The organism is Bacillus sp. 05T21 (genome assembly GCF_056396785.1).
The window spans coordinates 1-26,158 of record NZ_JBFTMD010000025.1; the positions used below are offsets into that span (position 1 = coordinate 1).

Sequence of the window (26,158 nt, forward strand, 5' to 3'; positions counted from 1 at the left end):
ATCGATTTGCCAAGGATCGATTTGCCAAGGCCATTACTACATATGTAATGGATTTTGGACTTCCAGAAGTAGAGGTTGTATTTACGGTTTTCACAGAATCAGCGTATTATATTAACGGGAAGCATTGTGCAAGTTAGAGCTATTTGAAAGATTTTTGTAACATTTATAAGGGGTAGAACCACATCGCTATCAAGCTAACAAGACAAAATAACCCCTAAAAAGAAAAAGGCGTTATTCTTTCAGAGAAATCATAGGAAAGGATGGCGTTTTTTTCTTTTTATGGATACATTCTATTTGCTCGATGGCGATGTGGTGTTACCTCAAATATAATTATTTTATTTGAAGGTCTCTTTTAAATTTTTATCAAATCTTTTCATAGGTTTATATACAAGGACGTGTAGTGATAAACCTATCACTGCAGTAATGTTTAAAATAATACTTATAATCATTAAAAACCATATAAAAGTAAATGGAAAACTCTTTCAGACAAATAAAAAATGGAAGTATTATCAACCAAACATCATTTTATTAACGGTACGCTGGTACCTGCGGTACAATCTAAGCTTTCGTGATTTGGTCGAAATGATGGAAGAACGAGGTTTATCTTTGTCCCATACCACCATTATGTGTTGGGTTCATCAGTATAGACCTGAATTGCACAAACGAATTCTTCGTTACCTCAAGCAAACCAATGACTCTTGGAGAGTTGATGAAACATTTATAAAAGTTAAAGGGCAATGGATGTACCTGTAACGTACTGTTGATTCGAAAGGCAACACAATCGATTTTTGTCTAAACAAAACAAGAGATCAAAAGGCTGCAAAGCGCTTTTTTAGGAAAGCCTTGCGGCCTTTTCATATTTCAAAGCCACGTGTAATAACAGTCGATAAGAATCCGGCTTATTCTATAGCAATTGAGTAGTTGAAAAAAGAAAAAGGCATACCTGATGGTATACAACTTAGACAACAAAAGTACTTGAATAATATAGTAGATGGACTTTTAACATAAAATACGATTCCGTTAGGAATATATATGTTTTATTCTCTTTTACTTTGTTTTTGCACCAGAACCAAAATACAAAGGGAGCAAGAAGAGCTATGTAACCGTCAAGAAAAAATAAAGAAAGAGGAAGAAGAACGACAACATATTCAAATACAGAAAGAGCAGCTATATAGAAATAAGAGCTATGGAACAAATGAAACTTGTATCATGTCTATATATTGAAACCATATTAAAAGTGAGGGCAGTTTTATGTTTATTCAAATAAGTTTGAGGTGTGGAAATGGAACAGAAGTTTATTGAAAAATGTAATCATGATGAGCTTGAGTATGTTATAAAAGACTATTGGCAAGATGTATGGAATTATTCATTTATTATTACGAAAGATCCACACTCATCAGATGACATCACACAAGATGTATTTATTAAGGTTTTTAAACATTGGCATTCTTTTCGAAAGGAGTCATCTATTAAAACGTGGATATTAAAAATTACAAGAAATACGGCAATAAACTATTTGAAATCCGCTTATTTTAAAAGGATATCTTTAGTGGGATTTTTTAGTGACGACAAGCAGTCTTCTTCGGCAGAACAAGAGTTTTTTAAGCAAGAGGAACTAAATGAAGTGTGGGATGTTGTATTAAAACTACCTAAAAAACACCGTGAAATACTAATATTGGACGCGAAATATGAATTATCTTATGAAGAAATGGCTGAAACATTAGGTGTATCAATTGGAACAGTCAAATCTAGATTAAGTCGAGCGAGAAGTAAAGTTTCAAAACTAATAGGGGAGGGTAGAAGTGATGAACAGTAAAAAAAATCCTGACTGGTATAGTAAATTGAAAAAAGGCCCAATGGAGCATCGGAAAGATGAAGAAGAATTTATTTATAAAATAAAGCAATCGGTATATCAAAATAGTGAAGTAGATTCTGTAACATATAAGAGACCATTTCGTAAAAAAGCATTGCCTGTTGTAGTTGTTTTGGTTTGTACAATGTTATTTTTCATTGTTCAACAACCTGGGCTTGATGATAATAAATCACCGGTACAAAGTAGTACTCAAATTAAGCCGAAAACAAAAGATGAATCTGCTCAAGATCCATCATTGAAACAATTTATGAATGATTTATATCAAAGTACAAATTCAAAAAATGAAAATGATTTGTATAGAGCGTTAAATGATGAAGTTCTATTTAAAGGGAAGAGTTATAAGAAGGATGAATTGAAGTTTGATGAAGATATTTTTCATGAGTTGCAAGTCGCTCTTACAATGGGGGGAGAATTTGCAAATGATACAAAGAAAGTATATAAAGTACCAAGTGGAATGACAGAAAGTAACCAATCAAAGCGAGATCATTTTATATATGTAACTGTTACTGGAAGTAAAACGAAAATTTTAGCTGAACCAAAACGAGAATCACAAATTTTATATGAAGTATCTAATGAAATGGTAAAAGCTTGGATTCCAGAAAAAGTGCAGAATGATGGATATATAAAAATATCGACATTTAACGGTAATACTGGGTATGTACAAAAAGAGTATGTTTTAACGGATATTAAATATTCATTTGTGTTCGAAAAGGATCATGAAGGTATGTGGAAAATAATAAATATAGATTCTATATGGTAAAAGAGGAAGGTTCACTTTAATGAACCTTCCTCTTTGTTTTTATTTTCTTATTGAAGTGTATGCCAGAACTCTAAAACTTCTGCTGTAACGAGAGCAGCGATGTTTTTTTCTGAATTACTACCAGGAATAACGACAGAAATGGCGATTTGTGGATCTTCGGTAGGAGCATATGAAATGAAAAGAGACTGATTTATCATTCTTTCTTGCTCATTCGGAGAACCTGTACTACCCGTTTTACCTGCGACATGAAAGGGTAAATTATTAATCTCCTCTATATTCTGACTCATTCCACCTTGCACGACACTCCAAAATTCCATAGGATAACGATTTGAACTTTCTAAAATTGGTTTAAACTTTTTTGTTTCCTTACCGTCCTGACCAATAATAGCACTTACAATTTGAGGTTTATATTTATCACCTTTACTTGCCAAAGTTGCTGCATATTGAGCGAGTTGAAGAGGGGTATGCACTTCATTTCCTCCCGAAGAGGCATTTAATAAAGCGGAGATTCCCTTTTCAAACTTATTAGATGGATGGAATTCATATTGTCCGTCTTCTTCAAAGGGTAAATCAATCCCGGTTTTAGAACGTAGGCCGAATTGCATTAAATAATCTGTCCATATATGTGCCACTTTTTCTATATTCCCATTATTTTGGTTGAATAAGGGCAGAGCTACTTTTGCTGTCATAAATGTGTTAGATGAATTAATGATAGCCTGCCTCGGTGTAATCTCACCTGTTGGCGTTCCAGGTGCATTCGTAATGTTATTTTGATTATCATACTGAAAACTACCCTTATCTAAATAAGTATCTTCGGGTTGAAAAAGCTTTTCGTTTAATCCAATTAAAATAGTAAGAGGCTTTATAGTAGAGGCCATATTCACATAAGATTCACCATACTTTAATTTTTGAACTGCCTTATTTTGCGAAAGTGATTTAAAGTTTTCATTTTTAGATGATACATGTGTATTTAATGCATTTGGATTAAATACTGCCGAGTTGGCCATAGTTAAAATTGCGCCAGTTTTTACATCGGTTACTACAACATAACCAGCTTTAACATCAGGTATTTTCTTAATTTGAGATCTTAATGCTTCCTCTGTTTTTTGCTGCAATTTCGAGTCTAAAGCTAGCCGGATATCTTTTCCTTTTTGTACTTTTTGAATATTCCATAAGAACTTTTTATTATTCATTTTAAAAATCAGAGTTTTTCCGGGTTTTCCTTTTAAATCATTCTCATATTGCAGCTCAATCCCACTTTTCCCAACAGGTCCATACTTAGAATTAAGGTCATTTTCTACATACCCAATTAGCTGTGAACCAATTTCGTGTTTAGGATAATATCGAATCCATTCATCTTTAATTATTACATTATTGGGTTTGTTTTTGTTTATGAATGTAAGTTCATTCTCATTTATGTCTGAGTATAACGGTATATCATTCATAGTCTGCTTTTTACAAGATTGTTGTAATTGTGAATTTATGTCCTCTGCAGAAATGTCATGTTGAAATTCTTTTGAAAATTGATTGAAAAAAGCTAATGTGTTTGATGTATCATGATCCGATAGCCTTTCATCATTAGAAGTGCAATATAAAGACTTAACTTTCTTATTTGTAGCCAGTATTACACCATTTTGATCAAATATTTTTCCTCTTTCAGCTGAAGAAGTTGCGATAGTAATTGAAATAAAGTTGATTTTTAATAAAATTAGTAAAATCAAACCTACAATAGAAAGAACCGCAAAAAATCTCCATCTTTTTGTATGTAACATATAACCCTCCCTTATGTAGTCTAATTCATCTTATAGTTAATTATTTTTTTTGTAAATGTGGAACACTTTTATTATTTAGGTTATCTATTAAGTATTACAGCATGAAGAAAGGAATAATTAGTATGAAAAGTTACTAGCAAGTCTATTTATAAGTTTAATATGAGTTATTATACAGTTTAGCTTTTCTAATGTAAGCAACAAAAAAAATAGAGAGAAAAACAAGAAAGGAGATTATCAATTACTCTGCTGTACCCTATGCCCATCAAGCTAATATTTTGAGGAACCCCCAAAACAAAAAAATTATCTCTTGACAGTTATTTATGTAAATTCAGCTTGTATTTTTGAAGATTATCGTTTTCTTTAACGGCATGACGATTTTATCTTATTCAGCCTTGTTTAAAATTACTTCCCTTACGAATAAATCCTACATCTTTTGCGAGCCTTTGAAGAATCTGAAGTCATAAATGATGGTGTAATTCCTGAGAGAATAGTTGAAACTCTTTTGCTAGTGAAATATCGATAAAAACCCCATCCTTTTCATTGACTCTACTAAAGGGAAAGTGTAAATGTTCTTTAGGAAATATATACTTAAGTAAATTAGCACGTATATTCTATTTGGTAGTTATAGAAAAGCAAAAATAAAGATAAATTCTATATTAAAAGAAGGATTTTATTTGTTACGTTGAATCAACTATAGTATTAGGTGACATGGGACAGTAGGAACCCATGTTGGCGTCATTTGCTAAATGTAATTCCTTTTGCAGCGCAGTGCCTCCTTATACAAGTGGGCTTTTTTGTTGTAAACACATAATATATATGGAGGCATAAGAGAGATGACAGATGAGTATAAACACTTAATTTCGTATGTAGATAAAATAAAAGAACTTAATTATAGTACAGCTTCCGCATTAATAGTTATTCATAATGATAAAATTCTAGTAAACCATTATAACGGAAGGCATTCAAATGTTGTTTCATCATCTCAAAGAGAACTTGTAGTAATTACTACAAGTTCTCTTTGTTTTTCTGATAAAACCGAAAGTAAACTTTTATTTAAAAGTTTACTTTGGAACGGCTTAAGAAAAATAACATTCACTTCTTATGGAAAGTAGTCATAGGAATACACCCCTCATTGTGGGCGGGGTGCACATAGTTATAAAAAAATACCCTTGTCCAATCCATTATCATTCTTTAGTCATTTAATATTACAAAGGGGGTGAGAACATGGAAAACAATGAAAAAATCACGTTTCGATTTGTAAAAAAAGATGGGCAAGAAATTAATTTGGCAAAACGTCTCTTTACATGYCKATGATCCTGTTCAATCAGGTTATTGAGATRYTTRAYGGTACAATGTTTYGTACGYRCATAAAAGCCGTTCTTYTTCAGTTTTTTGAACGCACAAAGCAAGGCYGGAGCYTTGTCTGTAGTGAGAACTGTTGGTTCTCCAAAATGTTTTACTAATCTTTTCATAAAGGCATAGGCAGCCTGATGATCCCGTTTTTTACGAAGTTGAATATCCAACGTGTTTCCATCTTTATCAATTGCACGATAGAGATAACGTCATTCTCCCTTAACTTTGATATACGTCTCATCCAAATGCCAAGATAAGCGTGCAGATTTTTTTTTTACTTTCCAAATTTGATAGATGAAATTTCCATATTCATGAACCCATCGCATGATGGTTGTTGGATGAACTGAAATACCACGTTCATTCAGGATTTCAGATACATCGCGATAACTTAAAGAAAAACGGCAGTAGTAGCCAACAGCTACTAAAATGATATCTCTCTTGAATTGTTTTCCTTTAAAGTACCTCATGTCTGATTCTCCTATATCCTGTTTTCTATAGTGTAGCTTCATGTAGGAAACTTTGCAACAGAACCCTGATTACCATACATCTTCGTTAAATTAACGGTCTTTATTATTGTACTCATGTGAAAATACCAACTTTCTTGTGTGTCTATAATTTTATTATGAGGAAAATTCCTTAAATGGCGTTTAACAATTTCTTAATTAAGGAGTAGAAGAACAGATCTTAAACAATAATCCAAAAATAAAAAAGCAGCTGTACAAATAGCTGCTAAAAACTTATACTCGAAAAATATAATAGACTTATCTTTTGTCATACCATGGGTTTAAGTGGATAAGTACTTCATCTACTTCGGGATCTTGTTTCATAATCGTTGTTTTTATCTCTCTACAAATATCGTGTCCTTGTTGGATACTTAAATAGGCTGGGACACTAATCCTAACATCGATCAAAATATAGTGTCCATGTTCACGGGCACGCATTCTATCAATCCTTTTTACCAATGGATGTGCCTGAATGATCTTCATATATTCACTACTTTTCTCAGTAGGTAGTCCACCTTCCATTAATATATATATAGCTTCTTTCCCCATACTAATTGCAAGTTTTAAAACAAAAAAGGAAACAATAATCCCGGCTAATGGATCACCATAAGCTGCATATGGGATTGAATATATATTGTTTAACAAAGCAACCCCAATTCCAATTACAGCAGCAATTGAAGCATAAACATCAGCAAGATGGTCATATGCCGTTGCGATAAGCCCTTTACTATTTGTCTTTCGTCCAATCCGGATTGTATATACATATAGAATTTGTTTCCAAACTAAAGAAACAACAGCCGCTACAAAAGCGATCATATGAGGCTCGTTTGCTGGATGGAATAAAGCCTTTATTGACTCGTAGGCCATAAATATAGCTGCTAGAATTAAAATAATAGCTACAATTCCTGAAGAAATGACTTCGGCTTTTCCGTGACCATACGGATGGTCTTCATCAGCAGGCTGATTTGAAATTTTCATCGAACCTAAGGATACCGCAGATGCTACAACATCAGCAGCGTTATGTATACCATCAGCCAATAACACCTGACTCTTGAAAAGGAATCCAACTATAATCTTAATGAAAGTTAGAAATACGTTACTTATTACGCTAATCCATGCTGCTAATAAAGAGGATTTATAATTTTTATTCATACCTTTCTTCTCCTGACTTATATTGTGTTTTTGATAATATAATATAATTTGTTTATTCGATTTTGTATTGGAGCTATTTTAGGAATGTAAAATAGAATCAGTATATTATATTTTGGAACATTTAAGTCCTTTCATACATTATCAAATTATAAGCGGGTGGGTCTATACAAACATTGTTTCCTGAAAGTATACATTTAGATTTGGACTTACTTTGTTTCTTTTGGGCTCATTTTTTTACTTAATGCAAAAAATATGATATCGAATTGTCATGCCTTTCATTGTATGTCTGGAGATTAAAAAATTTTCAACTCTTTAATATAGAAAAAACTTTATTTACTCTGGATTATATTTCAAGCAAAACTTTGAGAAGACGTATACAAAGGGGACTAAATAAAGGTGAAGATGTGAATGCACTTGCCAGCGCTATCTTCTTTGGAAAACTTGGGGAATTTAGAGAACGCGCGCTTCAAGATCAATTACAACGAGCAAGTGCACTCAATATCATAATCAATGCTATTAGTGTTTGAAACAAGGTTTATTTAGAGGAAGCCATAAAGGAACTCGAAAAAAAAGGGGACTTTTAGGGAAGATTTAATGCCCCAAGTTTCTCCATTAAGAATGTATTAAAGTGGAAAATGATTTTTTTTTCGAACAAAAAGCCTATTAGTTACTAGGCTTTTTGTTTGGCTTATTTATTTTTTATATAATAAACCCCAAAATAAACTTCTATTCAAAAGTTTATTTTCAGTTCTTTTTAACTAAAAAAAGAACTTGTAGAAAGACTATAAGTTCTTTTAGGGCAATGTTTTATAAATTTAAGGATATATTTAGGGGCTAGCGCCTTGCTTTGCCTAACACAGTCAACCTATGGAGCAGCTTCTACTCCATAGGTTGACTTTGAATTCGTCGATTCATCGTAACCCAGGTGGTTGTAAACAATATCATTAGTAATATTACAACGATATATAATCCGGTTTGAGGTATCATAATACCAATCATTATGCCCATTAATCCTCCCATTGCTCCTGCTACAATCCCATTTAATATGGGGATACTATCTTGAAATGGAAAACTGATAATACCACTTATGAAAACACCAATAAGGAGTCCTAAAACATAGGCTGTACTTGGATGATGATTCATAATGGCTCCAATAACTACACAAACTGTCATTGTAGAAATCATCCCTAAGGACATTGGGAGTGAATGGATGATTATATTATATTGTTCACTGAATTTGTATAAACGATTTCGTTGCTTCCAAAGCGTAAAAGTAATATGACAAATGAGTAGTGCACAAATAAATAAGATAATAAAGGCAAAGAGCCATGATATATCTACAATATTCATATGGTCCATTTCATGCCCCAATTTCATTTCCCTCCCTTTTTGGTATTTCGATTAATATTTAGGGTTCTCGAGATACTTTCTGCCTTTTTAAATATATATTTAAAACATTTTCGGGAATTGTTTTACAATTGCAATTGTTATTGTATCCGCCATTTCTAAGGCTTCTGCCTCAATTTTGTCAAATACATTAATACTAGATTTAAAATCACCTTGGAGCATAAGTACTGCCTCCATTTTAGTAAGTGCCAAATGCTCGAAAAACATTTTTTGGAATCCCTCTCTTGAAATAAAAGGATTTATTCTATTTAGAAATTGGGAAACTTCTGCTCCATTCACATACCACTTTCTTTCGGCAACAGTTGCAGCCTCTTGATTGCCGGCTTTTGCAGCTTTGACAAGTTCCGCAGCAATTACTAGATGTTCCCTTATTAAGTTGCTGTATATTGTCGCTATTTCATTTCCATAATAAGGTTTTAACAAATTCCCCATATCTACAGCATTGCGAAGAAGACGAGCGGTAACAACGTCTATATCTGGTAAACCAAAGACTATGCTAATAATTGTCATCCTAGTCCAATATACATGCTGTTCCCAAACTGAACGCATAGAATTACTTAAACTAACTCTCTGTTGCGTGTAAACAGAGTTACTTCCTCCATGACATTGATGGTTATGGTCACACCTACAATTTTCTCCACACTGACAATAGGGATTCAAACAAACTGGATTGGAACAATTACGTTGATAATAAGGATAACCACCGTAATATCCTTGTTCATTTTTCCACATCTTTCATCCCCCAAAAAAACATTAGTTTTTATAAAAATATAGGCATTTATAATCATCATCATATGTAATTCTTAACTGATTTAGAATTGCAAGAAGATAAAATGGTGTTGAAAGAAATCAGGGAAATCTAGGCGTTCTTTCTTGATTTCTTTGCACTTGTCAATTTGAAAGAAAGATTTCCATGTCTTGAACAAAATTTCAGTTTGCCAGCGTAATGAATACAAATCAGGTTCTGGTGCAAAAATAAAACAAAAGAGAATAAAGCACATATATACCTAACGGAATCGTATCTTATATTGCAAGTCCAAATAATTGATGGATGAATTCTTTTTGATTTTGGACAGACTGGTTCCATAAAGCAATCTGTTCTTTTTTAATCATATGCATGGCTTCTACTCCAGAAAGAATGGATGTAGCTGTGTCAAAAGATTTAAGACCTAGCATAGAACGGATTCGCTTCTTTATATAGCGATGATTTTGTTCTACTATGTTATTCAAGTACTTTTGTTGTCTAAGTCGCATACCGCTAGGTATGCTTTTTTCTTTTTTTAACTGTTCAATTGCTATCGGATAAGCTGGATTCTTATCGACTGTTATCATACGTGGCTTTGAAACATGAAAAGAGCGCAAAGCTTTCTTGAAAAACCGCCTTGCAGCCTTATGATCTCTTGTTTTGCTTAGGCAAAAATCGATTGTGTTTCCGTTCGAATCAACAGCACGATACAGGTACATCCATTGACCTTTTACTTTGATATAGGTTTCATCGACTCTCCAAGAGTCATTTATTTGTTTAAGGTAACGTCGAATCCGTTTGTCCAATTCAGGACCATACTGACAAACCCAACGCATAATCGTTGTATGAGAAATGGGTAAACCCCATTCCTCCATCATTTCCACCAAATCACGAAAACTTAGGTTGTACCGTTAATAAAATAATATCAGGCGGATAGTGCTTCCATTTGAACCAATTTTTCTTTTCCATACCGATTACACACCTTTTTAGAGTAATAGTATCAGTATGTCCGAGTTTTAGAGATTACTCGTAATTACCTTGAAGTTTTTGCATCAGAACCCTTCCATGTCACTCAAAAATCCAATCAAAAAAAGAGGGTGAAGGCATTTTTTATTGAAGTTTGTTTATATTAGCTTTTTAATCTGTTAGGGGGGATCATAAAGTAGAATATTAATCTCTTTGATAATTTTAATTTTCCTTATAGAACATGGCATGCTGTATTAAAAAATCTTAATTTTGAAGGGAGAATTAATAAATATGAGCACGAAAAAGAAAATAGGGAATAAGTTATTACTTGTCAGTGCCATTTGTGCAATAACTATTCCTTCAGTTTCATATGCGGAGGAAGTAATTTCACCTAAAAATTTCGCGAGTTCTTCAAGTTTGTATGAGGGACGGAATATGGATGTATTGAAATCGAGCTTATATCCTGGTACATATAAAAATCCATTCTATCACCAATTTATTTCGACATTAAAGGAAACAAACACAAATATAAAAAAAATAGGCAATACTGACGATGAAAACATAGCTACTACCCTTTCATTTATCCGTTATCTGGATACAGAAGATTATAAATCTGCAATTGATTTAACTTCTCGATCATTACAGAAAATAATATCCGAAGAATGGCTGAAGAGCTATTGGAAGGGACTCCCTGTGCAATTACAAGCAGGTACTTTTATGGAAATTGGAGAGGTAACACAAAAAGAGACAAATTCCGTTCATACAAATGTAGAGATTAAATTAGCCTTTGAACAATTTACAGTACCTTTACTAATTAGACTAGATCCATCTGGAAAAATAGATGATTTTCAACTTAGCATGTCGTATAGTCCTGTTGCAGAGCGTCCATCATATAGTAAGCCTGAATCATTCATTGATAAAGAAGTAGTAGTTGGAAGTGGTGCGTTTCCATTACCAGGAACATTGTCTGTTCCGAAGGGAAAGGGTCCTTTCCCAGCAGTTATTCTTGTGCAAGGATCTGGAGCAACCGATCAGGATGAAACAGCGTTTGCTTTAAAACCATTTCGTGATTTGGCTGAAGGTCTTGCCTCGAAAGGAATTGCTGTCCTTCGCTATAATAAACGAACTTATGAACATGGATTGAAAACACAGTCCAGTCCTTTTTATACAGTTGATAAAGAGACAACAGATGATGCTCTTCTTGTGACTCATTTTCTTCAAAATGAACCTATGATAGATAAGAATCAAATTTATATTCTTGGTCATAGTCAAGGTGGAATGATGCTTCCGAAAATGATTGAAAAAGACCAAAATAAAAATATTGCTGGGGCAATCGTGATGGGAGGACCAGCCCGTACGATCCAAGATGTTGTTTTAGATCAATTTGAGTATCTTTTTTCCGTTGGAGCAATGAAACCGGATGAATATAAATTTTACAAATCGCAATTTGAATTATTAAATGATCCCAATTTCTCTAGTCAGAATCCTCCAAAAGATTTTTATTTAGGATCAGCAGTATTTTGGGATTCTATTCGTAAAATTAAAGCAGCAGAAATGTCAAAAGAACAAAAGACACCGCTTCTTATTATTCAAGGAGAAAGAGACTATCAAGTTCAATCAAAAATCGAAATTCCTCTTTGGAAAGAACAATTAAAAGAGCGAGATAACGTTGATTATCGACTATATCCAAAGTTAAATCACTTCTTTACAGAAGGAGATGGGGAGTTAAGTAAACCGGATGAATATTATAGTCCTGCTAATATCCCTGAGTATGTTATAAATGATATTGCTGCTTGGGTGCAAGGAAGATCGAAATAAAATTAGCAACCATATTTTTTAATAGAGGTCACGATACATGCCTATTAACTTAAGGATAGAAATTAAATGGTTTCTGTTCAAATAAACTAAATAAAGGGGTGTTCTTTATGTGTACCAGTTTGACATTACAGACAAAAAGCGGTCAGCATCTTTTTGCAAGAACGATGGATTTTACATTAGATTTCAATCAAGAAGTAATAATAGTTCCTCGAAGTTATCAATGGAACAATATAACTGGTGAAACCATCGAGGCGAAACAAGCTGTTGTAGGGATAGGGATTAACCATCAAGGAAAAGATCATCCTGGCGGACGGAGTAAATGAATCAGGTATGACATGTGCAACACCCTATTTTCCAGGATTCGCTAGTTATAGTAACAGTATAGATGAAAATAAAACGAATCTGGCTCCATTTGATTTTGTGGCATGGAGTCTCACACAATTCAATTCTGTCAAAGAGTTAAAGAACTCTGTAGATAGTATTTCCTTTTGGGGTGTACCATTACCTGTTTTAGGGGGTACTCCACCGCTACATTGGATTTTAGCGGATAAATGGGGAGATTGTATTGTACTAGAGCCGACAACTGAAGGACTAAAGATATATGATAATCCTCTTGGGGTAATGACCAATAGTCCTGAGTTTAACTGGCATCTACAAAATTTAAGACAATATATCGGTCTTAAATCGCAGCCATATGCGCCAACACAATGGGGGAATGTACCATTAAGTGCTTTTGGACAAGGTTCAGGATCGATGGGACTCCCTGGGGATTTCACCCCACCATCAAGGTTTGTTCGGGCAGCATATGGCAAACAAAATATTCAAGGTATAGATAATGAAGAAGAGGGCATATCGGCCATTTTTCATATCTTATCAAATTGTGAGGTTCCAAAAGGTGGAGTAATAACGGAAGAAGGTACATTAGATAATAACATTTATACAAGCGCAATGTGTATAGAGTCTGGTACATATTATTACCATACCTATGATTGTAGACAAATTATAGCTATTCATTTATTTCATGAAAATTAAGATACAGATGAAATTAAAGCTTATCCGTTCCAGCGGAAACATAAGATATTTTATGAAAACTAATCAGATTTGGAATAACAAAAAAAAGAAAACTTAATTAAGTTTTCTTTTTTTATAGGCGACATGACAATACAAAAGTGGTCCAATTAAATTCAATATAAGAAAAATAACAAGTCAATATATTTCTAATCATTTTAGGTGAAGGGTATGTGATTGAGATGAATAATACATATAATGAAAAGACACATACATCGATTAAACAATTATTTAATAAGTTTTCACCAAAAGCTCCTGCCTTTTTTTTGTATTAAAATTAATATTCATACAGTTAAAAACCTAATTAGAAATTATTTGAACATAGATTGCTCAATGAGGTTAAATTTTATAATCTCCGAAAAATAGAATTATATAAAAATTATATATTATAATTATTAAACTTAATTTTATTGAAAATTGAAATATTAAGCAATATTCCTATTGCTATTAAATTGACCATTAAAGAACTTCCACCAAAACTAACAAATGGAAATGGAGTACCCGTAAGAGGAAATAGTCCCGTAATACCACCTAAATTTACAATGGATTGCATACCAATCATACATCCTATACCAATTGCTATAAAACTTCCGAATGGATCTACACATAGTTGTGCAATTTTTAAGGAACGAAGAACGATAGTCAAAACCCCTGCCAATACAATAAATACACCAATAAACCCTAGTTCTTCAGAAACTATTGCCATTATAAAATCAGTATGTGGTTCTGGAAGATAACCGGTTTTTTGAATGCTATTTCCGAATCCACGTCCAGTAATTCCTCCAGAGCCAATGGCAATAAAAGAATTTACAAGCTGATATCCTTTTCCTTGCGCATCAACAAAGGGATTGAGAATTGTAGTAATACGTGTCTTTTGAACTTCTGACAAGCTAAATTGAATTAAAAAGTACAAAAAAGGTAACCAAAAAATAGAACTGATTATAATTCTTTTAATTAATAGATTTACATTTATTCCAGAGCAAAGAAATATGCTAAAACCTATACCTAATATTAAAAGTGCAGATCCTAAGTTTGGCTGTTTATAGATTAGAAAAAAAATTGCAGCTAAAAAAAATAAAAGTTTTCCGCTACCACTCCAAATCTTTTTAGCTTGTTCTTGTCGTAATGCAAAAAAACGGGCTGTTACAAGTATTGTTCCTAATTTAAGAAATTCAGCTGGCTGTATTCCAAAGATCCATGATTGAGCATTATTTACCACTTTTCCTTTCCACAAAACCATAATTAATAAAAAAATTCCCCCAACCATAATACAGATAGAGACTATTCGTTTTTTCCATATTTCATATGGGAGAATAGCACAAACTATTAACCCAATTGTTCCTAAAAATAGCTTTGTTAATTGAGAATCAACAAAATGCCTACTGTTATAACCGTAATGTTGAACAGCAACAATGGAGCTCGCGCTATACATCATGATAATACCTAAAGTACATGTTATGAATAGAGGGAGGAGCAATAGATAATCGAGTTTTAATATTTTTTTCATTTTAATATCCTCCTGATTTACATTAACACTTAATATTACATTTGCTAATGAGTAGAATCTTGTTCTCATCAACTACTAAATAGTATTCTTGTTTTGAAAGATTCTATAGCTTACACCCTGTTTTCTTACGCAAAAATCCCCCCTAGTTACATACTAGGGGGGATTTAAATTGGCATGACTAAATAAAGCTTTCCTCCCCCTAGTAGAGCTTTGGCACTATACAACGTAAAGTAATGGAAATTGATTACTTAGCTATCTTAAGAAGAGCCTTAATCCGACAATTCCTGTTCTACCCATTGGCGTCTTTCGACATTTTTGGGCAATAGCCTGTGTTTGTATAGGAGCCTCACCTAACAGGTTTAGCAATATAAATTTTATGTATTTGTTTCGTGTAGCCAGCATAAATACTTTTTTTTTGCTTGTCAAGTAAGCATATTGCTAATTTTATATTCTTTATTGTTTTATGAATTTTGAGAAATAATGCAAGAAAATGTATTTAATCATCTCGTATAGATACTTATTTTCGGCCTGTAGTGTATAATTTGATTAAGTAGTTTAATCATATAAATTTGATAAACAGTAAAGAAGATTTTAATCATAAAATAAGATTTTTGAAGAATTTTCTTTGAAGTACGGTATGACTAATAATTCAACTCCTGCTATAAAGTTACAAATAAATCATAAACAATAAGTTTCCTATACGAAATTTCATATATTTTATAACGTTTCTTCGAACTAATTGTATATAAATTTTATATCTTTTAAGTTGAATTTCAAATTTACAATAGAGTCGAATTACATTTCTCTAAAAAAGAATTTATTATGAATCGAATCGAAAGTTAGTTGACAAATATTAAATTCTGGTTTAAATTTTGAAGTAATTCAATAATCTTTGTTAGGTGAGGCTCCTGTATAGAGAAACGCTGCTGCCCAAAAATGTCGAGAGACGCCAATGGGTCAACAGGAACGGTCGGATTAAGGCCCTTTTTAATGTAGCTGGTTATAAAAACCTATGCTATACAGTGCTAAAACTCAACGAGGGAGTGGTATACGATTTGATAGAAAGGCACCTCTGGGATTTTTGCAGAGCTGTCTTAATAATCATTTATTTGTATTGTAAAAAACCTTTACTCCTTTTTGAGTAAAGGTTTTTTTGTTTAATGTTATTTATTTTTATCTTGTCTATATTCAAAAAGGAGGTAGTTCTAAATAATAAATTGATTGCAATGTAACTATTAATGCTCTAATAAAAATTTTAGACAGATAAAATAACACAAAACCACTCATGAAACTCTAGAGTCTCCCTTAGCAATATAAGGAGGAGTTAACATGAAGAAATTATTAAATGAATTACTTGTAACCCAAAATAATTTGGATGCAGAGAAAGTTTTACGTCATCCGTCGTATGATGTTGCACAAGAAGTAAAACGGTTTTCAATTGAAGATCAAGTCATATTACTAGATAAGATTCCTGTATTAAAAAGCTCAAAAATTCTTCAACATTTGAGTACAGAAGAAAAATATAATATCTTAATTCACTTATCTGAAAACAAAGCTAAAAAGTTACTAGATTTACAACCGATTGATGAAACAGTAGATCTACTTCTAGCGGTTCATCCGGAAAAACAAGCTAGATTAATGGCGTATTTAAATAAAATCACAAAACATAATGTAAAAAAATTAATGGCTTTCAAACCTGAAACGGCAGGAAGTCTTGTCACAAGTGATTTTGTTGCAGTTAGAGGGAATTGGTCAGTAAAAATGACATTGAAGTACATTAGGGAGCATTCTGAAAATGTAGAATCAATATCTTATATCTATGTTCTTGATAGTCATGGTTATCTTAAAGGAATCGTTTCCATACATGAGTTATTACTAGCAGCAGATGAAGAAATATTATCTACTATCATGATTCAAGAGGTAATTTCAGTACACGCTGAAGTTGATCAGCAAGAAGTTGTAAAAAAGCTACTGAATTATAATTTAGCAGCATTACCCGTAACAACAGCAAATAATGAAATGATTGGTATTATAACATTTGATGACGTAATGAATGTTATGGAAGCAGAAGCTACAGAAGATATCCAAAAGTTAGGCGGAAGTGAACCGTTAAATCAATCTTACTTTGAATCTAGTATTTGGAGCATTTTCTTCAAACGTCTACCATGGTTATTGCTTCTTTTTGTTGCTGAAGCATATACAGGTACAGTACTAAAGTATTTTGAAGACGAAATTGAAACAGTAGTTGCCTTAGCTTTCTTTGTACCGTTATTAGTAGGTACTGGAGGAAATACAGGAACACAGGTTGTAGCAACAATTACTCGTGCAATCGGTATTGGAGAGGTGAAATTTAAAGACATTTTCCGTGTAATGAAAAAGGAACTTGCAATTGGCATGCTTCTCGGACTTGCACTTGGGGTAGCTGGGCTCACTCGTGCTTATATGTTAGGAGTTGGAACAGAAGTTGCACAAGTTGTAGCAATCACTTTATTATTTATTGTTATTTGGGCCTCTATTGTTGCAGCTGTTTTACCCTTGATTCTGAGAAAATTAAAATTAGATCCTGCAGTCGTTTCTGGTCCATTTATTACAACATTTGTTGACGGAACAGGATTAGTAATTTATTTCATGGTTGCAAAAACGTTATTAAATTTGTAAATATACACTGAAATAAATACGAAATGTAGAATAAGTATTTTGCTTTGCTTGCAAAGACATAGTGGGGAACTCGGGAATGAGGGAAACAAACACTTTTGTCTTTAGGAAAATAATATCTTAAAGGATTCATTGAATGTAATTAATGCCGGAGGAGAAACCTATGAAACATCTAAGAAAAATCTTCAAACGAATTTTGCTTCTTTTTTCTATTTTCATGCTTATTGGCATAGGAATATTATTTGGTACTAACTATGGCCGAGATCTTCGTGTAACAATTGCTGGGAGTATACTAACTTCTCAGCATCCACAATATGCGAAATATACATTCCTATCCCAAAAGGAACTAGATAAACTGCAAGATAGAATTAATCATCCAAAATGGTCAAATAGTGATGAGGCTATTTATAAAAAAATAGCAGGAAAAAGATTAGAAGAATTAAAAAATCAGCCATTAAAAATTGATGTAGAAACGATTAAAAGTAACAAAGATAGTCGCTTTCTTTTCGAAGGAAAATTAATCACTATTAGTAACCCTTTCAATGTTAAACTTGTTAGCCATCAAGGGACACAGGGTGATCAAAGAGGAGAAAAAATTAGCGTAATGGCAAAACGTAATAATGCACTTGTTGCTGTGAATGCAAGTGGGTTTGCTGATGAAACAGGAAGGGGAGGAGGAAATGTTGCAACTGGAATAGTAATAGAAAATGGGGAAGCTATTGATACAAATATGGATAGAAATACCCCTACAATTATTACAGGTTTAACAAAGTTTGGACAAATGATAACTGGAAATTATTCTACCCAACAACTCTTAGATAAACAAGTCGTTTCCGCAGCAGGATTTATGCCACAGTTAATTGTAAATGGAGAAAAAATGATCACAGAAGGAGACGGCGGTTGGGGTTCTGCTCCGCGAAGTATTATGGCCCAAAAAGAGGACGGCACATTAATGTTTCTTGTGATAGACGGTAGGCAGACACATAGCATAGGAGCTACGTTAAAAGAGTGTCAAGATATTCTATATGAAAAAGGAGCAATAAATGCAATGGCTATGGATGGAGGGTCTTCTGCTACACTATATTTAGGAGGGAAGGTTATCAATTCACCTTCTACATTATCCCATGAAGATCGTTATTTACCGAATGCTTGGGTAGTAACAGCAAATCCGAAACAAAAAATAAAAATGACAATAGATGGGGAAAAAGTAAATCCCGAAACCTTCTATAAATTTGATACAAATATTACTTCACATTAAGTAGAAATCAAAGGCGAATAAGTAATATGAAATGTTTTTATATACCGATTAACGTATAATTTAAATTATGTATTTTTTACATAATAAAATTATATTTAAAGTGAAATATATATAACTAAGGAAAAGGTTTATATTAGGGAAAAGAATAAGAGTTCAGCAATGCAAAATTGCTAAACTCTTATTCTTTATTTTTTCCTATTCGTCCTAAACTATCTTTAATAGTTGTTTCTCCAAGTTGAGTGTATAACAAAGCCGTATCTTGACTGGTATGCCCAAGTTGCTGCATCACTTGTAACGAGTCTTTTTCTTCCATATATAACTTATTTGCCAATGTATGTCTTAATTTATGAGGAGACATTCTTTTACCAAAGGCCTTAGTATATTTTTCTACTATATCTTGAATAGCCCTAACCGAAAGAGGCTGTGCAGTATGTTTATACTTCGATAAAAATACATTTTTTAATTCTTTCCCTGGAGCATATTTTTTATCTCTAATTTCCATATACTTTTCAAGATCATTCAATGCAATTGGGGTAATCCATACTGAATCTTCTTTGTTTCCTTTTCGTATTACATCAATTAGCCTTTCTTTTAAGTTTATATCTTCCATACGAAGATCGGCCAATTCACTTACACGAATACCACTACCAAGAAAGAGGGAAAGAATAGCTACATCACGATCTTTATCTCTTAGGAAATAGAACAACTGATGTTTTGTTAAAGATTTTTCATGTTCGTACTTAATGTAATTCAAAAACTCTTGATCGTCATCATTATGAAATATTTTAGATCTCATACGTTTTGCACGGGCATTTAATGTTTCCTTATCTTTATGTATTTCAATTTTAGCCATTACATTTCTATAAAAATAACATTCTCCATCATCATTCTCTGATAGGGAGGTAAGGTACTTAAATAAAGACTTTAAGGCTGAAATTTTTCTGTTAACAGAGGAATTCTGCATATTTTGTTGTAGTTTTAAAAACCTCATAAAGTTCTCAACATCTTTTTTCTTTAAATTTTCCAAATCAGAGAAGGATATGTCTTTAATGGGCTTAAATTCAATAATTTGTTCAGATAATAGCCAATTAAAGAAAACTCTAAAATCATATACATAATTCAGTAGGGTGGAGGGAGAGGCATCATGCAATTCCTTGTACTCCACAAATTCTTCTATGTAAAAGGGCATTTCATTTAAATTCTCGTATAATTTCTTACGATGTACTGATTTTTGACGTTGCTTGCTGTAGTCCATAAAATCACCTCATTTATAATATAACAGAAAAGGGATGCGAACACAAGTTCGCGTTAAATTCAATTTTTACACAGACTTATTTACATAATTAAATTATGAAATACTAAAATATACTCAAAACTAAATGTTATAGTGTAGTTAATCCAATGAAAATTATAGCTAACCAAATAATAAAATAGTATTAGACCATAAAAATTCGTGCAAAAACTACATATAAATGTATGTAAAATAAATTTGATATATAAAGTCTTACAAAAAATCAATACATGAAAATAGTTTAAAAATCATTATCAAATGCAAATTGATTAAATTAATCATGGTTATGGGGAGTTAATTAGATCAACATAAGAAAAAATCTTATAAATTAAAATGTAATTTACTATAAAAATTATTAATGAGTAACTCGGCATTTAATGATTTCCATATAAAGTATGAATTATATAGACACATACCAATATACTGATATTAATGCAATTGAGCTCGAAATCCCTAAATACTGCATTAGATTTTTATTTAAATCCTATATTGTTCGTAAAATTGGTATTTCGTGCGAAGTTGTAAAATGTTTGTTTTTCCCCCTTTTTATAATTCTTTTATGTTCATCCAACAAAATGCATCATGCACCTTTCATCAGTATGAATATCTTTTAGTTGCAGATACATTCACCTATACATTTTAATATTGATTACATGGTTGCTTATAGGGTATAGCTAGCATATAAATACATGTTAAAATAATTTCAATGCAATACGGGTAACTTTAACCACTTAAGACTAAATAGGTTGTGCTTTGCCCAAAACTTAATTGTTTTTATATTGAAAGAGAATGTTTCCTATAATCCTGTAAAAAGTATTCCTTATTGTACTTTGTTTATGTGAACATACAGTGATTTTTAATTCTAATACTGATTTTAAAATATAACTTCGCAATTTCCCCTTCCGTCTCAATAAGATAAGAATTCTTTTCATTTTGAGACGGATTTTACTCCTTTTTTAAAGGTACGTGAAATTTTACCATCTCATTGTTGAATAAGGGAACGATGACTACAATACAGCCCCCACCACACTGTTAGTCATTGTTCCGTTATCCATTCATTTCTTCAATGAATCTAGTACTTGTTTCAATTCACAATCATCACTATGACCGCTTTCTTCATCATAATAACAATACGGACAATCATGACCAATGAAACCTTGTGAAAACTCAAGTTCTTCTAGTAACTTAATAACTCGTTCTTTATCCATCTCTACCCCCATTAAGCTGTTGTCTTCTTATAAAACGCTGCTATACGTTTCTCTTCATCGTGAATTCTCCATCCATCATCTTACTCGATCCTGTGAGTTACATCTAGTTAATTTAGTTTTCAAAGAACAAGACTAGGGACTATCCCTCCACATTCGCTACATGCTTCGTCGGTACTTTGTCCCCACCTTCACAAGAATGAAGCAATTTCGGTTCGTTAGAACCTTATATGCATCTGTCCGCTAGTAGGCGTTGGTGACAGTTTCTTGCTTACCACGTTCCGATTGACTTAGCTATACATATATCCTTAGGTGCTTGCTTTAAGCCTGTTATCTTTACACCCTCATCGTTAGATGTTCCGAATTTCGTATCCTTTACTCTTACTTTTCGGTAGATAACGTCATCATTGACGACATACAAATTTCTATTGTATTAATAATTTAGACCCGTACATTCGCAAGTTCGCCAGTCCGTTATTTTAGACATTCTCACCATAGATATTTTGTAGCATCCCGACCTATCCATTACCATATGATTTCTCACTTAGGTTTTGTTCAGCCGACTTCACCTAGCTTCATACAATTTGTGACTACTATCACGCCTTGCATGTAGGAGTATTAGATAAGTAGTTTCAGCTCAACCTGACGGCTTTCATTCCTACTTTCAGTCAAACAGTTGTTGTTATCAAATTGATAGCCCTCCTATTTCGTGTTTGCACACTTATGAGGAAACGTGTCGCACAAAGGATTATTTTGTTAAGTTCCTTGTAATTTTTTTCTTCTATCTCTTGGCCTTCTTCTTTTATTTGACCGATTAATGAAACTACTGAGCCAACTGCTTGGACCCAACTCCCTGTAATTACTATAAGCTGTCCATCCTCCTCATTCCCCTCAAAAATCCCCTCCATTTTATCCCGACTAGCTTTCAATTCATCTACCCCGCCTATTGCCTGCAATGAATTACCTGTCGCTTGTAACAGATTCCCAACAATGTTATACGATTCATCTATATTTGAAATATCCTCTATTTCCTCACCTATTGCGGTAACACCACCTAATGCCTGTACCCAGTTCCCTGCAATCACTAATTTTTTTTGCGTTTCATGTTCAAAGTCTATAATGAGTCCTCTTAGAACCGTTATATTACCGATTGATTGGATTCCGTGACCAATAAATTCAAGGGATACTTCTTGTTGTCCATCAGCTTCCAGACCATTCCCTGTCGCCTGTAACACATTGCCCCATATGCTCAAGTCTTTTCTTATTTCGCTGTTCAAGCTTTTTAAAGGGGTACTCCCAATCGCAGCAATAATTGTCCCTACTGCAACAAACCAAGCACCAACTATCTCCTTAATCGGATCATCCATTCTTAATCTACTCCGTCATTAATTTATTACTTATAGGATATGAAATTGCGCATATCCAGGTTAATACCCTACTTCTCTCAACACCTGAATAAAACTCAATATTCCGTTCATACTATAACTACATCTAGAGGTCCATCCCTGTTTCGAGTGGTTAGTTTTTGCTAACTGCTCTTTTATTACTTTTCCGCTTTTGTTTTTCAAAGAACTCTTTAACTGCCCTTTCCCAATAAGTACACATATCCCTCTCCCCCTTGAATAAATCGATAAACCTTGTCCATACTATAAATACACTTGAATTCTGAACTTCCTTCTTAACGTTTTTCTGGAGAGCAATTAGCTTTTGCTAGTTGCTCTTTTGTATTAAATCGATAATAAAATTTTGTTCTTATCTCTTTTTTTCACCATATACATCTAATCTACCCGTTCCATTCAGAGAGTTACCTCCTATCTTAAAGAGCACTGATGCATGGCGCTCTTTAATTTTAAAATAACTCTTTTGTTGAGATCTATGAATCCATTTCTTAGGTGAAAGACTTTTATAGAAGTACCTTTTTTGGACAAATTTACCGGGTGAATTTGCGGAAATTTCGTGTTATTCTGAACTTGTTGAATACCCCAATACATTCAACAATACTCTTGATTGCATATTTAGTATGCAAAGAACTATCCAGATACCTTAGCTAACACTTCCCCCTGGTCGTCGTTATTGCTAAGGTATCTTTTTAGATGCCCTGTGTGCAGTGATTTTTTATTTCTACAAAATGAAATTTTTATTAGGTTTCCTTCATTCCACATAATATTTCCAAGCCCGTTTATACTAAAGCTGTAACTTTAAGTTACAGCTCATGAAACATTACTTGTAGGGCCTAGTTTCTTTTGTACAACAAGGGGTTAGCTAATTAAGCTGGCTACTTTATTGTGCCGAATGTAGTTTTTATTAAAATCTTTCTCAACAACTAACATATAGATAATACACTCCATTTTTGGTAATATATAGTTAATCTCTATATGCTTAGTTTTATTAAAAGGACCCACCCCCTCAATGTGGGTCCTTTTAAATGTTTTCTACTAAAATAGCGTTTTTGTTATAATATACTCATTCCTAAAGTCTTCTTCTACTAATACCGTTTGATTGAGCCTTTTTATAATGCTCGTCCAAGATAAAGAAGTTCATTGCCATTCCCCTTTCTTAATCCAGATCCATAATCTCCGCTAATGTCCTTGCACTTACAACTGCTTTTATAATTTGAATTCTTCCATGCTTTGCTATTGCATCGCTCTTTGCATCATCTTCACTTTCCGCTTCAAACCAATCTATTTTCTGTTTCTCATCCTGATCAAAGAAATGAACTTCGAATGTAGGCGTTATAGCGTTATGACAATTACTACGTAGAAATTTTTCGGAAGTACTAGTTGCTGCATAGTCAAAACTTCCTATTACATCCTCAAATGAAAGTTGTCCGCTTTTCATGCTACGATTCCTGATTTCTCTTCCTGCTGCATACGATGAATTTCCATTAACCTCGCCATAACGGCATGACGCTTTCTATCCACTTCCTCATGACTGCGATTCCCTGCTTCGCAAACACATGAACCGAATTGATACATACCCATTCCAATATCGTTTCTAATTACTCCTGTTCCGTTACATGCACATATCTTAATTCCCCCTTTTAAAATGGCAATGTTTTTCTTCTGTAATCCTTTGTATCTTTGATAACCAGCGCCCTAAACTTATTGAAGATACGCGATACAATTCGCTCGTCGTATGCACCTTCTAAACGCTCTCCTGTAAGGTTTGTTGTGAAATTGCATATAAAATAAAAAAGCACTCTAATGAGCGCTTTTTTTATGATGCATCTTTTGATTTCTTTCTGTTTAACAAATCCTGTATAATCCATTCTGCCACAACTTCAGGACCTTCCTCGTCAATTCTCTTATAAGAGGTAGCGTCATTTCTGCATTATCACAACTCATGAATAGTAAATATAGAATATCTTCACAAAAAAAACTAGAGAAAAGTTCTCTAGTTTTTTTCTACTACTGTGTAAGTAGTAGGACAAGTTAATATATATGTTACCAAGATTTTACATATTATGCAATACTTTTTTAAAAAGAAAAATAGAGGCAGTAAACTCACTCTATTTTTCAATGCAATATAAACTCAATAAATAACAGAACGATTAACATTAACTTAGTTAGTAGATAATACACCAACTTCATTTTTAATTATGTTAAACTCACGGCCAACCTTCTCGAAAATATTTAGTATTTCATCAATTTGCTCATCTGTGTGCGTAGCCATAAATGATGTGCGAAGTAATTCGCTTCCTTCCGGTACTGCTGGAGAAATAACTGGATTTGTAAATAAACCGTTTTGCATTAAGCCCTGCCAAAATGAAAATGCTTTTGTAGTATCACCTATAATGATCGGTATAATTGGTGTTTCTGTTTCACCTATGTTGAAACCTAATCTTGTTAATTCACCACACACTTTTTGGGTAGTTTGAGACAATCTATCACGTCTTTCTGGCTCACTTTCTATGATATCCAATGCTTTTATTGTGGCAGCTACACTTGAAGGAGTCATACTCGCGCTAAAAATCATGCTTCTTCCCTGGTGCTGAATGTAATCAATAACATCGGCATCACCAGCAACAAATCCTCCTAAACTACCAAATGATTTACTAAACGTACCAGTAATCAGGTCAATATCAGACTCGACATCAAAATGCTCACATGTACCACGGCCATTTTTTCCAAGAACCCCAATTCCATGTGCATCATCAACTAACACTCGTGCACCATATTTCTTTTTCAATTCTACTATTTCCTTGAGTTTTGCTAAATCGCCTTCCATACTGAAAACACCGTCAACGATAATTAGTTTCCCTACGTTTTCCGGGCAACTTTTAAGTTGTTTTTCAAGGTCTTCCATATCATTATGGCGGAAACGTTTCATTTTTCCGTATCCTAGACGTATACCATCTACAATAGAAGCGTGAACTGTTCGGTCAATAATTGCGATATCATGTCGTCCTAATAGAGGGGAAATTGCACCTAAATTTGTCTGAAATCCTGTTGAAAATACCAATGCTCTATTTTTATGTAAAAACCTTGCTAACCGTTCCTCTAGTTCTTCATGAATGGATAAAGTTCCGTTTAAAAACCTTGAACCAGATGAAGAAGTTCCAAACTTTGCGGCTGCTTCCGCAGAAGCTTCTATTAAACGTACATCGTTAGATAGACCTAAATAATCATTAGAACCGACCATCAACATTTTATTGGAATCCACAACTATCTCTGTTCCGAATTTATTTTGTATCTTTTTGAAATAAGGATACATATTATTTTCTCGTAATCCCTTAACAAAATCCCAATCATAACACTTTTTAAATATGTCCATTGTTTTCCTCCAAATATCCCTGATATCTTTTATTTTATAATTGCTAATTCCA

17 protein-coding genes, 9 pseudogenes and 2 riboswitches are annotated in these 26,158 nt (G+C 33.1%); of the genes and pseudogenes, 11 read left to right on the forward strand and 15 right to left on the reverse strand.

Features of this window, described 5'->3' with window-relative positions; all coding sequences use genetic code 11:
• The 4 genes and pseudogenes from AC1DKZ_RS26615 to AC1DKZ_RS26630 form a co-directional block, all read left to right on the forward strand.
• Positions 1-137, forward strand: a pseudogene (locus AC1DKZ_RS26615) (DUF1904 family protein); the annotation flags it as partial.
• 286 nt (positions 138-423) lie between these two features.
• Positions 424-993: pseudogene (locus AC1DKZ_RS26620) on the forward strand (IS6 family transposase); the annotation flags it as partial.
• Positions 994-1,282: 289 nt separating this feature from the next.
• Complete coding sequence (locus AC1DKZ_RS26625) at positions 1,283-1,816, forward strand: RNA polymerase sigma factor (protein ID WP_476997417.1); 534 nt, start codon at positions 1,283-1,285, stop codon at positions 1,814-1,816.
• Positions 1,806-2,633, forward strand: coding sequence for an SH3 domain-containing protein (locus AC1DKZ_RS26630; RefSeq protein ID WP_404512695.1), 828 nt, complete (start codon positions 1,806-1,808; stop codon positions 2,631-2,633). Before AC1DKZ_RS26625 ends, AC1DKZ_RS26630 begins: the two co-directional genes overlap by 11 nt.
• A 47-nt stretch (positions 2,634-2,680) precedes the next feature.
• On the opposite strand, the gene AC1DKZ_RS26635 is transcribed toward AC1DKZ_RS26630, so the two are convergent.
• Positions 2,681-4,405, reverse strand: a complete 1,725-nt coding sequence (locus AC1DKZ_RS26635) for a peptidoglycan D,D-transpeptidase FtsI family protein (protein ID WP_476997418.1) — start codon at positions 4,403-4,405, stop codon at positions 2,681-2,683.
• A gap of 833 nt (positions 4,406-5,238) precedes the next feature.
• On the opposite strand from AC1DKZ_RS26635, the gene AC1DKZ_RS26640 reads away from it, so the two are divergent.
• Entirely contained in the window at positions 5,239-5,517 is a 279-nt protein-coding gene (locus AC1DKZ_RS26640; RefSeq protein ID WP_476997419.1) for a hypothetical protein, read from the forward strand.
• 180 nt (positions 5,518-5,697) lie between these two features.
• Here AC1DKZ_RS26640 and AC1DKZ_RS26645 read toward each other — a convergent pair.
• Both AC1DKZ_RS26645 and AC1DKZ_RS26650 read right to left on the reverse strand, forming a co-directional pair.
• A pseudogene (locus AC1DKZ_RS26645) lies at positions 5,698-6,225 on the reverse strand (IS6 family transposase); the annotation flags it as partial.
• Positions 6,226-6,519: 294 nt separating this feature from the next.
• On the reverse strand, positions 6,520-7,413 hold the full coding sequence (locus AC1DKZ_RS26650) for a cation diffusion facilitator family transporter (RefSeq protein ID WP_098765522.1): 894 nt from the start codon (positions 7,411-7,413) through the stop codon (positions 6,520-6,522).
• A 305-nt stretch (positions 7,414-7,718) separates the two neighbouring features.
• Between AC1DKZ_RS26650 and AC1DKZ_RS26655 the strand changes: the two are divergent.
• A pseudogene (locus tag AC1DKZ_RS26655) lies at positions 7,719-8,028 on the forward strand (Tn3 family transposase); the annotation flags it as partial.
• Between the two features lie 264 nt (positions 8,029-8,292).
• Here AC1DKZ_RS26655 and AC1DKZ_RS26660 read toward each other — a convergent pair.
• From AC1DKZ_RS26660 to AC1DKZ_RS26675, 4 genes and pseudogenes are all read right to left on the reverse strand, one after another.
• A complete protein-coding gene (locus AC1DKZ_RS26660; RefSeq protein ID WP_476997420.1) occupies positions 8,293-8,790 on the reverse strand; it encodes a hypothetical protein in 498 nt (165 codons plus the stop codon).
• Positions 8,791-8,862: 72 nt separating this feature from the next.
• The gene (locus AC1DKZ_RS26665) at positions 8,863-9,552 is read right to left on the reverse strand and encodes an acetylglutamate kinase (RefSeq protein WP_476997421.1); all 690 of its coding nucleotides are present in this window, start codon (positions 9,550-9,552) and stop codon (positions 8,863-8,865) included.
• A 125-nt stretch (positions 9,553-9,677) separates the two neighbouring features.
• A pseudogene (locus tag AC1DKZ_RS26670) lies at positions 9,678-9,779 on the reverse strand (transposase); the annotation flags it as partial.
• Positions 9,780-9,843: 64 nt separating this feature from the next.
• Positions 9,844-10,534 (reverse strand): annotated as a pseudogene (locus AC1DKZ_RS26675) (IS6 family transposase).
• 288 nt (positions 10,535-10,822) lie between these two features.
• Between AC1DKZ_RS26675 and AC1DKZ_RS26680 the strand changes: the two are divergent.
• The 3 genes and pseudogenes from AC1DKZ_RS26680 to AC1DKZ_RS26690 form a co-directional block, all read left to right on the forward strand.
• Positions 10,823-12,349 (forward strand): alpha/beta hydrolase, encoded by a 1,527-nt coding sequence (locus AC1DKZ_RS26680; RefSeq protein WP_476997422.1) that lies wholly within the window; start codon positions 10,823-10,825, stop codon positions 12,347-12,349.
• A gap of 107 nt (positions 12,350-12,456) precedes the next feature.
• Positions 12,457-13,444 (forward strand): annotated as a pseudogene (locus AC1DKZ_RS26685) (choloylglycine hydrolase family protein).
• A 155-nt stretch (positions 13,445-13,599) separates the two neighbouring features.
• Positions 13,600-13,680, forward strand: a pseudogene (locus tag AC1DKZ_RS26690) (serine hydrolase); the annotation flags it as partial.
• A gap of 116 nt (positions 13,681-13,796) precedes the next feature.
• Here the strand turns inward: AC1DKZ_RS26690 and AC1DKZ_RS26695 are convergent.
• Entirely contained in the window at positions 13,797-14,924 is a 1,128-nt protein-coding gene (locus AC1DKZ_RS26695) for an FtsW/RodA/SpoVE family cell cycle protein (protein ID WP_476997423.1), read from the reverse strand.
• A 188-nt stretch (positions 14,925-15,112) separates the two neighbouring features.
• Positions 15,113-15,289, reverse strand: a riboswitch (M-box (ykoK) riboswitch).
• Between the two features lie 519 nt (positions 15,290-15,808).
• Positions 15,809-15,976: riboswitch (M-box (ykoK) riboswitch) on the forward strand.
• Between the two features lie 277 nt (positions 15,977-16,253).
• On the opposite strand from AC1DKZ_RS26695, the gene mgtE reads away from it, so the two are divergent.
• The gene (gene mgtE, locus AC1DKZ_RS26700; protein WP_476997424.1) at positions 16,254-17,582 is read left to right on the forward strand and encodes a magnesium transporter; all 1,329 of its coding nucleotides are present in this window, start codon (positions 16,254-16,256) and stop codon (positions 17,580-17,582) included.
• A gap of 160 nt (positions 17,583-17,742) precedes the next feature.
• Positions 17,743-18,837 (forward strand): phosphodiester glycosidase family protein, encoded by a 1,095-nt coding sequence (locus AC1DKZ_RS26705; protein ID WP_000681820.1) that lies wholly within the window; start codon positions 17,743-17,745, stop codon positions 18,835-18,837.
• A 178-nt stretch (positions 18,838-19,015) separates the two neighbouring features.
• Here AC1DKZ_RS26705 and xerS read toward each other — a convergent pair whose 3' ends face one another.
• The 7 genes and pseudogenes from xerS to AC1DKZ_RS26740 all read right to left on the reverse strand — a co-directional run bounded on the left by xerS (position 19,016) and on the right by AC1DKZ_RS26740 (position 26,106).
• Positions 19,016-20,092 (reverse strand): tyrosine recombinase XerS, encoded by a 1,077-nt coding sequence (xerS, locus tag AC1DKZ_RS26710; protein WP_098636697.1) that lies wholly within the window; start codon positions 20,090-20,092, stop codon positions 19,016-19,018.
• A 1,091-nt stretch (positions 20,093-21,183) separates the two neighbouring features.
• Positions 21,184-21,336, reverse strand: coding sequence for a hypothetical protein (locus AC1DKZ_RS26715; protein WP_016090075.1), 153 nt, complete (start codon positions 21,334-21,336; stop codon positions 21,184-21,186).
• Positions 21,337-22,001: 665 nt separating this feature from the next.
• Complete coding sequence (locus tag AC1DKZ_RS26720) at positions 22,002-22,700, reverse strand: DUF6944 family repetitive protein (protein WP_476997425.1); 699 nt, start codon at positions 22,698-22,700, stop codon at positions 22,002-22,004.
• Between the two features lie 1,189 nt (positions 22,701-23,889).
• Positions 23,890-24,171, reverse strand: a complete 282-nt coding sequence (locus AC1DKZ_RS26725) for a hypothetical protein (protein ID WP_098636693.1) — start codon at positions 24,169-24,171, stop codon at positions 23,890-23,892.
• Positions 24,168-24,359, reverse strand: a complete 192-nt coding sequence (locus AC1DKZ_RS26730; RefSeq protein ID WP_098636692.1) for a hypothetical protein — start codon at positions 24,357-24,359, stop codon at positions 24,168-24,170. The genes AC1DKZ_RS26725 and AC1DKZ_RS26730 overlap by 4 nt, the downstream gene beginning before the upstream one ends.
• 14 nt (positions 24,360-24,373) lie before the next feature.
• Positions 24,374-24,508 (reverse strand): annotated as a pseudogene (locus tag AC1DKZ_RS26735) (ATP-binding protein); the annotation flags it as partial.
• Between the two features lie 386 nt (positions 24,509-24,894).
• A complete protein-coding gene (locus tag AC1DKZ_RS26740) occupies positions 24,895-26,106 on the reverse strand; it encodes an aminotransferase class I/II-fold pyridoxal phosphate-dependent enzyme (protein WP_098636691.1) in 1,212 nt (403 codons plus the stop codon).
• Positions 26,107-26,158: the final 52 nt, after the last annotated feature.